This window comes from Acidobacteriota bacterium (genome assembly GCA_009861545.1).
Classification (GTDB): domain Bacteria; phylum Acidobacteriota; class Vicinamibacteria; order Vicinamibacterales; family UBA8438; genus WTFV01.
On record VXME01000028.1, the window covers coordinates 1 to 12794 of the forward strand.

Sequence of the window (12794 nt, forward strand, 5' to 3'; positions counted from 1 at the left end):
CGGCATGACGGCCGTCTCCTGGGATCCGCAGATGTTTGCGACCTCGGGCGCGAACGCCAACGACATCGTCAACCTGAACGTCGACGTGAACATCAGCGGCGCGACGGTCATGACCGAATACGGCGGCGGCGAAGCGCTTGGCGGCTGGGCGATCAGCGTCATGATGGGCGATGCCGCGGTCGCAGGCGCGCCGACGGCGCTGGGCGACGATGGCAGCGTGTCCTTCACGACCACCGTTGAGTCGGTCCCGGCAAGCTTCACGTTCACGGCTGCCGACGACCAGGACGACGATCTGGACGGCGGCGAGATGTACGAGGCGTCCGGCGGCGGGTACACGCACACCGGGCTCTCGGTGGCGGGCACCATGGACGCCGACCCGATCGTGGTGACCTACACGACGCAGACGCTGAAGATCTACGTGCACCACGAGCGCGACCAGGTCCGCGGCTACACGGGCAACGTCCTGGGCGGCGACGTCAGGGCGTCGCTGGTCGATCTCGAGGTCCGGCAGGCGAGTGGGAGCGGCGGCAGGTTCACCAGCCCGATCTCGAACGATGACTGGGATGCCAGGGCGAACACGAGCGGCGGCAGGGGCGTACACACCTTCTCCCACCTGCCGGCGGACATGGACATCGTCGTTCGGGCGAGCGCCGCGGACGGCTACATGCTGCTGGACAAGCCGGAACTCGACGCCTACCGCAACATGGACGAGAACGGCGTGATGGGCGGTGCGTTCGGCGCGATGGGCGGCTGGGGGCACACGGTGGAGCTTTGCCCGCTGACGGAGACTGAGCCCACGGGCCAGGACCACGGCCCCGCCTGCGGTTCGTTCGCCGTCGTCAGCACCCACAACGTAAGCGGGCTGGTTTGGAAGAGGGGCGTCTCGAAATCCGGCGCCGGATTCAGGATGACAGACCCAGCGCGTGTATCCGGGATTGAGGTCACCCTGGACCCGGTCGAGGGCAAGAATCTCGCGGGTGTCGGACGGGAGTTCACCACCGCGAAGAGCAACGACCCGACGACACCGCTGGACGAGCGCGTAGCGTTCGACTTCGGTACCATGGCGGCCGGCGCCTACAAGCTCGGTCTTCCGGGCGGTTGGAGGGCAAGGATGGGCGACAAGGGGAGCGAAGTCAGCTTGGGCAGCGCGCTCAGCCCCCTTGCAAGCGATGTCGCTCTCGACATCACGCCATCGACCGCCACCCTCTACGGCTTCGTTCGGAACACGCTCGGCGTTGGCCTCGAAGGCGTAACCGTGAGCGTGAACGGCATGACGGCCACGACCGACGACCTGGGCCGCTACATCGTGTCCGGCATCAGCGCCATGCGGGGGCAGCTCTTCGTGAATACCGAGAGGGCTGGATTCCCGGCGGCCAAGGCGGATTCCACCGACAACGCCAACACCGCCGTCCCCGAGTTCGCAGCGAACACGACGACGAGACACGACATCTCCCTCAGCGGCGCGAACAACACCGTCGCGATCACCGGCACGGTCACGGAAGCCGGTACCAACGCGCCGATCAAGGGCGTGGAGATCCAGGTGGACGGCAAGGCCCCGCTCAACGCGGGATCAGGGCAGGGATCAGGGAAGCTCGTGACGGGATCAGACGGCACCTACACGGCGATCGTCGAAATCCAGCCAAACAATGACCCGCTCGTTGACGTGACTCCGACGAAGTCCGGCTATCACTTCATACCCGCCAGCCGCCAGGCCTCGGCCATCGCCGGGGGGAGCCAGAGCATCGATTTCACAGGCTACGCGGCCACCGAGATTGTTGGCCTGGTGACCGGTCCGGGAGGCGGCCAGCCCCTGGCCGAGGTTACGGTCACGGCGTACAGCGACGCGGGCATGACAACAAAGCTGGATGACGCGACAACCACGGGGACCGGGACGTTCAGCGTCCACGTGCCCACCCTGAGCGGCACCGTCTACCTCGGCGCCGCGCCTCGGGAGCTCGAACAGTCCGACTACTCCGATCCGAACTACCAGAATGTGGTGGACGCGCAGAACTATGTCTGGTTCGATGCGCCGGCAACCAGGCCCGGCGGTGCGATCGCGGTCATCCCCGGCCAGACCTTGCAGTTCGGCACCTTCACGGGGAACAGCGTCCAGCCGCGGATCACGAGCGTCAGCCGAGGGAAGGTGAAGGGGGCCTCTGTAGCAACCCCACCCCTCGTCAACGGCGAAGATTCGACCACGATCGTGGTGAAGTGGGAGTTCGACACCAGAAACCTCTCCACCACCAGCGGCGGCAACTCCTACTCCGTCGCAGACGGCGCTACGTTCACCCCGGGCGGGTTCACTGGGACCCCCACCCCTGCGCAAGACCCGGCCACAGTTGGCGGCGACACCGACCGGGCCGACGTGACCGACGGCACTTCGGTAACGCACAAGCGGACGACCACGTTCACCATTGCTGACGCCGATGCCGGCAACTACGGTGAACTCGACATCACGGTCGGAATCGACGTGGTAGGTGCAGAAGCAGACGCCACCGCAGCCGCCGCCACCAGCGCCGAAAAGACGCTTGCCGCTGTGGCCCATGGCGCCACGGGCGTCACGGTGACCCGCAAGGGACATGCAACCGCAGCGACAGACTCGATCGCAGCATCCTGGTCTGGACCGGGTAGCCCGGTGTTGGCGCACCGAGTCGCCCTGCTTGTCAAGGTTGGCACAAACGATATGCGATGGGTCGTCATCCCCACCGCATCGGCCACCATAACGAGGAACCTGACCCCAGGATCCTCCTCCTTTGGCAAGTGGTCGTTGGCTAGGATGGACCTCGTTGTTGATCCGGCTGCCTGGGTAGACGATGTCACCGGCGGTACCTACCCCGACCTCGACTCGGACGACCTGCGGGCCGCGACCCACCTTCGCGTCGACACCAGGGCGACCGGAAGCGGTGCATGGAACAATGGCGCCCCGGCAGCCATTCCACCCAGCGGCTAATCAACCCTCCAACTCCATCGGCCTGACCGATGGCAGCAGCAACCCCCCGTCCGGTTCGCCGGGCGGGGGGTTGCTCCCTATTCAGCAATGACGAACCACCGCACACGGATTCGTGTCCCCTCGTTGGCGATCTGCGTGGTTGCGGCGTGGACATCGTCGGGGTGCGGCGACGATGCCACGCGCCCTCCGTCCGAGGCGCTTCGGGTGGCCAGCGTGACGGTCACGCCCGCGGCCGCATCGCTCACGGCGCCGGACGCGACCGTGCAACTGGACGCGAGCGTGCGCGACGGCAACGGGCGGGCGATGGCCGGGGTGGCGGTGATCTGGACGAGCGTCGACGCCGCGGTCGCGACGGGCGGCGCGGCGGGGCTGGTGGCGGCGGCGGGCAACGGGACGACGACGGTCGCGGCGACGGTCGGGGCGGTCTCGGGCACGGCGACGGTGACGGTGTCGGTGGAGCATGGGGACCGGGCGGCGCTGGCTGCGCTCCACTCGGCGACGGACGGGTCGAACTGGGCCGACGACGCGAACTGGCTGGGCGACGGGCCGCTGGGGGCGTGGCGCGGGGTGGAGACGGACGCGTTCGGCCGGGTCGCCCGCCTGGACCTGGGCGGCCGCCAGGACGGGGAAACCGGGGAGTGGGTGTCGCACGGCCTGCGGGGCCCGATCCCGCCGGAACTCGGGAGTCTCTCGGGCCTGACCTCACTGAACCTGCGGGCCAACGGGCTGACGGGTCCGATTCCGCCGGAACTGGGGAATCTCGCCGGTCTGGAGGAGCTGTGGCTCGATGGCAACACGCTCGAAGGTCCGATCCCGCCGGAGCTGGGGAACCTCGCGCGCCTGAGGGACCTGCGCCTGCGCGGCAACGCGCTGGCGGGTCCGATTCCGCCGGAGCTGGGGAATCTCGCCGGTCTCGAGGGGCTGTGGCTCGACGGCAACGGGCTCGAAGGTCCGATCCCACCGGAACTGGGGAGCCTCGCGCACCTGAGGGGGCTGTCCCTGAGCGGCAACGCGCTGGCGGGTCCGGTCCCGCCGGAGCTGGGCGCCCTCCCATACCTGGAATACCTGTACCTCGACGGGAACGCGCTGACGGGCGCGCTCCCACGGAGTCTCCTGCGAATCGGCGGGCTGGTGCGGCTCCGTTTCGAGCGCAACGACGGTCTCTGCGCGCCGGGCACCGACGAGTTCATGGCCTGGCTGGACGGGATCGGGCAGACCGAGGTAGGCCCGTTCTGCAACGAGAGGGACCTGGCGGCGCTGGCCGCGCTGCACGCGGCAGCGGGCGGCGAGGGCTGGACCGACTCGGAGGGCTGGCTGGACGAGGCGGCGCTCACGGGGTGGCACGGGGTCGAGACCGACTCCCTGGGCCGCGTCGCGACCCTCGACCTGGCGGGCAACGGGCTCGCGGGACGGCTCCCGGCAGGCTTGGGCGACCTGGCGGCGCTGACGGCACTGCGCGTCGGCGACAACGCGCTGTCCGGGCGACTGCCGCGCACCCTGCTCGACCTGGCGCTGGACGAGCTGGACTACGCCGGCACGGAGCTGTGCGGCCCGGCGGACGGAGTGTTCCGGGCGTGGCTGGACGCCATCGCCGTGCTGCGGGGCACCGGGACGGAGTGCGCGCCCGCCACGGACCGGGAGATCCTCGAGATGCTCCACGACGCGACGGGCGGGCGCGACTGGATCGACGCGAGGAACTGGCTCACCGACGCCCCGCTCGGGGAGTGGCGCGGGGTCGAGGCGGACGACCAAGGCAGGGTGGTCGAACTGCAGCTTTGGGACAACGGGCTGGCGGGCCGGCTGCCGCCCGAGTTCGGCGATCTGGTCCACTTGGAGTACCTGCGCTTGAGCGACAACGGCCTCACGGGCGCCATCCCGCCGGAGTTCGCCGGCCTGTCCGCACTCACGCACATGGCACTCGACGGCAACGGCCTCTCCGGTCGGCTGCCGCCCGAACTCGGTGGCCTCCGGTCGCTGGAGTACCTGCGGGTCGAGAACAACGACCTGTCGGGCCCGCTGCCACCCGAACTCGGGGGGCTCGCGAGCCTGCGCGGGCTGGGGCTCACCGGAAACCCCCGGATGTCGGGCCCGCTGCCCGCCGAGCTGACGTCGCTCGACCGGCTCGAGCAGCTCCTGGCCGGGGGCACGGGGCTGTGCGCGCCCGCCGACCCCGCCTTCGCGGCCTGGCTCGACGGGGTCCACACGCGCCGCGTCGTCCCCTGCGCCGAGCGGGAGGCGCCGGCGGCGTATCTGGTGCAGGCGGTGCAGTCGCGCGCGTTCCCGGTCCCGCTGGTCGCGGGCAAGCGGGCGCTGCTGCGCGTGTTCCCGACGGCGGCGCGGGCCGCGGACGCGGGCGTGCCGGCGATTCGGGCCCGGTTCTTCGTCGACGGCCGGGAGCCGCACGTGGAGTACGTACCCGGCAAGTCCGAAGCGATCCCGGCCGAGGTCGACGAGGGCTCCCTCGCCACGTCGGTCAGCGCCGAGATTCCGGGGAGCGTGGTGCGGCCCGGCCTCGAGATGGTCGTCGAGGTGGACCCGGACGGGACGCTCGACCCCGCGCTGGGCGTCGCGCGGCGGATTCCGGCGACCGGACGGCTGGCGATCGACGTGTGGGCTCTGCCGCCGCTCGAACTGACGGTGGTTCCGTTCCTGTGGGCGCCGGCGCCGGATTCCTCGATCCTGGACGCGGTCCGGGGGATGGCGGCGGACCCGGAGGGCCACGCGCTGCTCGCGGACGTACGCGCGCTCCTTCCTGTGGGGGCGCTCGGAGTGACGGCGCACGAGCCCGTGCTGAGCTCGAGCAACGACGCCCGCCGCCTCATGGAGCAGACGGAGGCGATCCGCGTCCTGGAAGGCGGGAGCGGCCACTACCTGGGCACGATAGCCGGGCCGGTGACGGGGCCCTCCGGGTTGGCGTTCCTGCCCGGCCGCGCGGGCTTCTCGGTCCCCCGGTCGGGCACCATCGCGCACGAACTCGGCCACAACCTGGGTCTCCATCATGCGCCCTGCGGCGGCGCGGGCGACCCGGATCCGTCATTCCCGCACCCGGACGGATCGGCGGGAGCCTGGGGCTACGACTTCGCGCGCGGCCAACTGGTGCGTCCCACGACCCCGGACCTGATGTCGTACTGCGGTCCACCGGACGGCATCAGCGACTACCACTTCGCCAACGCGCTCCGCTACCGGCTGTTCGAGGCGCGCGCGGCCGCAGTTCCGGTCGCCGCCTCCGCGACATCGCTCCTGCTGTGGGGCGGCGCGGACGCCGACGGCACGCCGTTCCTGAACCCGGCCTTCGTCGTCGAGGCGCCGCCGGCGCTCCCGGACTCGGCCAGCGCGTACACGCTGACGGGCCGGACGGCGGGCGGGACCGAACTCTTCTCGTTCCGCTTCGCGATACCCCGCGCGGCCGACGGCGACGGCGGCTCCAGCTTCGCGTTCGTTCTGCCGGCGGAGCCCGATTGGGCGGGCGAGCTCGCCGGCATCACGCTCGCCGGCCCCGGCGGAACGTTCGCCCTGAACGGCGACAGCGATCTCTCGACGGCCATCCTGCGCAACCCGCGCACCGGCCGGGTGCGGGCCATCCTGCGCGAGCTGCCGCTCCCGGCCAGGGCTGCCATGGACGCGGCGGAGCGATCCGGGAGGCCGGAGCTCGAGATGCTGTTCAGCCGCGGGATGCCCGACGCGGCGGCGTGGCGGCGATGACGGGGCCACGGAGGACCGGGACGAACGCTTTCCAACCCATTGAGACGGACACACACACAGACGCGCGCGCGTCGCTCCCAAAGCACAAGGAGACGGCAGGATGATTCGGAACAGACTGGGCTCGCCGGCCCGCTCCCTCATGGTTGCTGCCGCGGTGGTCTGCTGGATTCCATTCGTTTCCGCGGCACCCGCGGCCGCGCTTCCGGTTCAGAACACTCTCCCTACCTCGCCGCAGAATCTGACGGCGGTCCCCGCCGGGCCCACCAGCATCAACCTCGTCTGGAGCCCGCCGACCTCGACCGGCGGGAAAACGATCACCCATTACCGGGTGGAGTGGGCGACTACCGGCGCGACGTTCACGCTGTTGGCGATCCCGGCCGCGGCCCCGTACCAGCATCGGGGTCTCTCGGCAGGCACCACCCACAACTACCGGGTCAGGGCGGAGTACGCCGACAACTCCTTCGGGACCTGGGCGAACGCGAACGCCACCACGACGGGGACCGGGGGGACAACGGGTACTGCACCCAGTCTGACGGCGGTCGCCGCCGGGCCCACCAGCATCACCCTCGTCTGGAGCCCACCGACCTCGACCGGCGGGAACACGATCACCAGTTACCAGGTGGAGGTGTCGGCGGATGGCGGCATCACGTACGCGCCGCTGACGACCACGATCCCGACCGTGACCGTGTACCAGCATCCGGGTGTCCCGGTGGGCGCCACCCGCCACTACCGGGTCAGGGCGCTGTACGCCAACAGTTTCGGGCCCTGGGGGTTCGCGAACGCCACCACGGCGGGGACCGGGATACCGGGTGCACCCCTCAACCTGACGGCGATGGCCGGCGGGCCGTCGGTCATCGACCTCGACTGGGACGCGCCGGCCTCGACCGGCGCGAGCGCGATCATCGACTACCAGGTCGAAGTGTCGGCGGATGGCGGCATCAACTGGACGCTGCTGACGACCACGGCCCTGACCTCGTACCGGCACGGGAGTCTTGCTGCGGGCACGACCCGCCACTACCGGGTCAGGGCGAGGAACACCATCGGCTTCGGGCCTTGGACGTCCGCGGTGAGCGCCACCACGTCAACGGGAACGCCGCCCGGGCCGCCCCGCGCCCTGACCGCGACCGCCGTCAGTTCCTCGGCGATCGATCTGAGCTGGAGCGCCCCGCTGAGCCCCGGCAGCAGCGCGATCATCGGGTATCGGATCGAGGCGTCGAGCACGCGCACCGGCACATGGAGCGAGCTCGTGGCCAACACGGGCACCACGAGCACTACCTACCAGGACACGGGCCTCTCGCCGAGCACGACCCGCTACTACAGGGTCTCGGCGATCAACTCCTTCGGCACGGGAACTCCCTCGAGCATCGAAGGCGCCATCACCGAGCTGGACGTGCCGAACGCGCCCGGGCGATTGACAGCCCAGGCTCGAGGGGTATCGGCCATCGAGTTGGACTGGACGGCGCCACCGTCCAGAGCCACGGCCCCGGTGACCGGCTACCGGATCCAGTGGTCGAGCACGGGAACCGGCGGATGGCGGAATCTTGTGGCCGATACGGGATTGAGGACGACGAGGCACACCGACACCAGCTTGTCGCCCCGCACCAAGCGCTACTATCGCGTGGCGGCGCTCAGCGGGGCACGCACGAGCGACTGGTCGAACGTCGCCCACGCGACCACCGACGATCTCACCGTTCCGGGCGCGCCCACGAGCCTCACGGTGACCCCGAACGGCCTCAAGGGCAGCACCGAGCTCAGCCTCCGCTGGCTCGCCCCGTCCGACACCGGCGGGAGCCCCATCACCGGCTACCGCATCGAGTGGAGTTCCACCGGTACTTGGCCCGGAACATTCCTCCTGCCCGGCCCCACGGGCACGGCCACCACCTACGTGGACACCGGTCTCGCTCCCAACACGACCCGGTACTATAGGGTGCGCGCGCTCAACGCCCAGGGGCAGGGCAACCCCTCGACCGCGGTCAGAGGCACCACCAACGCCGCACGGCCCGGCCAGCCCCGGAACCTGCGCGCGCGGGCGGCGGGACCCACCAGCATCACCCTCAACTGGGAGGCGCCAGCCACCGACGGCGGGGAGCGGATCACCGGCTACACCATCCGGAGGCGCGGCCCCAATGACGGAAACTGGATCACGATCCCTCGCAATACGGGTCCGCACGAGACCACATTCACGGACACGCGCCTCCAGCCGGCCACCGCCTACCGCTACCAGGTGGCGGCGATCAATCGCATCGGACCCGGCCAATGGTCGTTCGAGGCGAGCACGAGCACTTACGCCCAGGCTCCCGGCGCACCGTTCAACCTGACGGCCCGGGCGGTGGGCACCTCGCGCATCGACCTGTCATGGAGTGCGCCCCGCAACACCGGCGGCGCGCCCATCCTCGGCTACCGGATCGAGGCCTCGGACGACGGGGGCAGGAACTGGAACATCATCATCCGCCGCAACACCAACTCGAAAACGACAACCGCCTCTGACGTGACGCTCCAGCCCGCGACCACGCGGCACTACCGCGTCGCCGCGATCAACACCGCGGGGACCGGGCCGTTCTCGAACACCGCGCGCGCGACCACCGAAGCGACGGTGCCGGGCGCGCCCCGAAGTCTCGACGCGGAAGCCGACGGCACCTCGCGGATCGAGCTCTCCTGGCGAGAGCCCACGACCGACGGGGGCTCGCGCATCACCGGTTACCGCATCGAGGTGTCGGAAGACGGGGGCGCCCGCTGGGGTGACCTGGTGGCCAACTCGCACAACACGCGCACGACCTACGTGCATACGGGGCTGGAGCCGGCCACCAGGCGCCACTACCGCGTCTCGGCCATCAACCGGATCGGCGTGAGCCGGGCGTCTCGCGTGGCGAGCGCCATTACCGATGCGACCGTGCCCGACGCGCCCACCGGGCTGACGGCCACGGCGGTCACGTCCACGCAGATCGACCTGTTCTGGCTCGCGCCCGCCTACGATGGCGGCGCCCCCGTCACCGGCTACCGCATCGAGGTCTCGGAGAACGGCACCGCGTGGACGGATCTGAGGACCAACACCCAGTCCAGGGCCACCGCGTTCCAGCACACCGGCCTGCTGCCGGGGAGCACGCGCCACTACCGTGTCTCGGCGGTCAACCGGGTGGGTGTCGGCGCGCCGTCGGATACCGCTTCGGCGGCCACCGACGACCCCGTCGGGCGCGCGGGTCGGCTGAACACGCGCGTGCTGCCGCACGTGGCGGCGGCAATGACATCGAGCACCGTCTCGGCGATCGCCCGCCGCGTCGACGCGGTAGCCAGCGGGATGGGCATGGAGCGGCGCGTCGAGACGAACGGACTCTCTTCGATGGCCGCGAGCCTGTCCGCGCCCGGCGCTGGAGGCTTCGGTCTCGCCCAAGGCGACCAGGCGGGCTTGGCCGCCCTCTTCGGCGGCACCTCGTTCACGATGCCCCTGGGGGCGTCCGACGCGCAGCAGCAGTCCGCCACGGGCACACAGTTGGCGAGCTGGGGCTCGGGCGAGTACCACTACCTCGGCGAGCCCGGCCAGAGCGCGCTCGACTGGAAGGGCAACATGGTGAGCGCCCACGCGGGCATTGACGCGCGCGTGGGATCCGACATCCTGGCGGGTGTCGCGGGCTCGTACTCCTCGGGCAGCTTCGACTTCACCGACAAGACCGGGGCCAGCCCGGTGAAGGGCACCTACGGCGCCACCATGGCCAGCGTGCATCCCTACATGGCATGGTTCTCCGGCGGGGGCGTCGCCTCGGTGTGGGGCTCGGCCGGGCTCGGCCGGGGCGACATCGAGGTCGATGACGAGCGCGAAGGCTTCCGCACCACCCCCGCGAGCATGTTGACAGGGGCGGGGGGCGCGAGCTATCAGCTGCTCACGCGCGGCGCGGGCGGCGTGCGACTCAAGGCCGAGGGCTGGTACGGCGAGGTCACGGTCGACGGCAGCGCGCAGATCGAGGAAGTGACGCTCGAGATGCAGCGCGGCAAACTCGCCCTGGAGTTGACTCAGGGCTTCAGCACCGGCACCGGGAACGAGATGGCCGTCCTGCTCGAGGGCGGGATGCGCTACGACAACGGCGACGCCATAAACGGCGCCAGCGCGGAATTGGGCGGCGGGCTCCGCTACACGAACCCGGGATTGGGGCTGACGGCGGAGGGCCGCGGCCGGTTCGTGATCTCGGCGCGCGCCGGCTACGAGGAATGGGGCATGGGCGGCACGCTGATGTTCGACCCGGCGACCCGCGGCCAGGGGCTCTCGATCCGGGTGGCGCCCTCCTACGGCGACCATAGCAGCGGGGTGAACCAGCTCTGGGAGCGCGGGGTGCACGGCGCGGTGGGCGGCCACGACCTCGGCATGGGCCCCAACGTGGACGGCGAGGTCGCGTACGGCATCGCCGGCTTCCACGGCACGCCCTACAGCGGCTTCCACCTGGCCGGGAGCGGCGTGCGCGCGTTCTCGAGCGGCGTGCGGTACGATCTCGGCGCGGGCGTCGGACTGCGCCTCGAGGGCACGCGACGCGAGAGCGGCCTCGGGGGAGCCCAGCACACCGTCGGCGTCCGCGGAAGGATCAAGCTCCGCTGAGGGGAGGGAGTAGCTTCGTGGTGACCGAGCGCCCGACCGCGCCCGGCGCGCGCGCAGCCCGGAGGAACGGGGAGGCGCGCTACGTCGGCTGGCAGTGCCGCCTGTACCCGAACCGGACGCAGGCGCGCCTGCTCGCCCGGTGCCGCGAGGGGCTTCGCGAGCTGTCCAACGCGCTGCTCGGCGCCTCGAACCTGCGGTATTCCCGGACCGGGCGGCACATGACCGGCAAGCAGTTCCGCGCCGCCGCCCAGGACTGGTGCGGCCGCAGGGCGAACCGGGACCCGTTCCCTTCCACGGCGATCTACCAGACCGCCGCCGACATGCACGCCGCGTTCCGCAACTGGCACAGGAAGCCGCGCCCCGCCCAGGGGCTGCCGAGGTTCAAGCCCGAGGGGCGCGCGCCCGGGATCTACGTGGCCAGCGCAGCCACCCGCTTCGACGGCGACCGCGTCCGGCTCCCGAAGTTCGGGTGGATGCGCTGGCGCGGCGGGAGCCTGCCCGCCCGGAGGCTCGAGGGCCCCGCGAGCCGCGCGACGCTCGGCATGGTGTACGGCCGCGTCTGGCGCGACGCGGGCGAGCGCTGGATGCTGTCGTGCGTGTTCGAGTGCGGCCCGCTCGACACGGCCGCGCCCACGGCCGGCGTCGCCGTGGTGCGCCAGGACGGCGCGCGCGTCGCCGTGGAGTTGGACGGCCGGCTCGTCGAAACGCCGGGGCCGGACGAGCGCGCCGACGCCGACGGGCGGCGGCTGAGACGGCTCCAGCGCCGGCTCGGCCGCTCCGCCGAAGGCTCGAAGCGGCGGGCCCGCGTGCTCGAGCGCTTCCGCAACGTCGCCCGCGACGTCAGGAACCGCGAGCGCGACCGCCACCACAAGCTCACCACCATGGTCGTCCTCGCCGCCGGCACGATCGTCGTCGAGGGCGTGCGCGGCGAGCTGCTGCGCCAGCTCGAATACAAGGCCCGCTGGCACGGGCGACAACTGCAGGTACGGCGAGGCCCGCCGGAACCGGGAGCGCGCGAGCGCCCCGAACGCGCGCGGAGACCGGCGACTCCAGTCCGGTCCGCGAAGCGCGAATCGTCGAACGAAGGCCGGGGAGTTTGAGTTCGCCGAAGGCCGGAACCGACTCAATACGCGTGGAACCGGGTCCACGGACGCCCGGCCCGCGCAAACAGCACCACGCAAGTACTTGAGGATCAACTGCCCAACCTGCCCTGCGCGACAAGACCCGGCGGGTCCGCCGCAGCTTTGCACGATTTCGAACGATGCCTTCCCCGTCGAAGGATCGACGAAGTCCTTTCCGCGCTTCGGGGACCACGCGGCGACGAGTCCCTGATCTGACGGGGAACGGCCGGCGGCGCGGGAGTCTCGGCTTCCAGCGTGTCCTACAGCCGTCTGGAGACCCAGAGGACGCAGTCGACGACGCGTACCTCGGTGGCAGGCCGTTCGTGGCTGTCGTACTCGGGATTGAGTGACTTGAGGACCACGCGGGGCGGGTCGGAGTGCGGGACATGCTCGATCCGCTTCGCGACGAGCGCGATGCCGTCCCAGATCACGAAGATCC

General features: G+C 71.0%; 4 protein-coding genes. All 4 read left to right on the forward strand.

Annotated elements, in window-relative coordinates; translation table 11 throughout:
* The first annotated feature begins 31 nt into the window (after window positions 1-31).
* The 4 genes from F4X11_04140 (at window position 32) to F4X11_04155 (ending at window position 12334) form a co-directional block, all read left to right on the forward strand.
* Window positions 32-2950 (forward strand): hypothetical protein, encoded by a 2919-nt coding sequence (locus F4X11_04140; GenBank protein MYN64204.1) that lies wholly within the window; start codon window positions 32-34, stop codon window positions 2948-2950.
* Between the two features lie 87 nt (window positions 2951-3037).
* Window positions 3038-6652: a hypothetical protein gene (locus F4X11_04145; protein ID MYN64205.1), complete on the forward strand. Its 3615-nt coding sequence runs from the start codon at window positions 3038-3040 to the stop codon at window positions 6650-6652.
* Window positions 6653-6752: 100 nt separating this feature from the next.
* Window positions 6753-11234, forward strand: coding sequence for a hypothetical protein (locus F4X11_04150; GenBank protein ID MYN64206.1), 4482 nt, complete (start codon window positions 6753-6755; stop codon window positions 11232-11234).
* A gap of 17 nt (window positions 11235-11251) precedes the next feature.
* On the forward strand, window positions 11252-12334 hold the full coding sequence (locus F4X11_04155; protein MYN64207.1) for a hypothetical protein: 1083 nt from the start codon (window positions 11252-11254) through the stop codon (window positions 12332-12334).
* Window positions 12335-12794: the final 460 nt, after the last annotated feature.

Coding starts and splice junctions, on each gene's coding strand:
- F4X11_04145 (MYN64205.1), top strand. CDS start 3,038: ATGACGAACCACCGCACACGGATTCGTGTCCCCTCGTTGGCGATCTGC.
- F4X11_04140 (MYN64204.1), top strand. CDS start 32: ATGTTTGCGACCTCGGGCGCGAACGCCAACGACATCGTCAACCTGAAC.
- F4X11_04150 (MYN64206.1), top strand. CDS start 6,753: ATGATTCGGAACAGACTGGGCTCGCCGGCCCGCTCCCTCATGGTTGCT.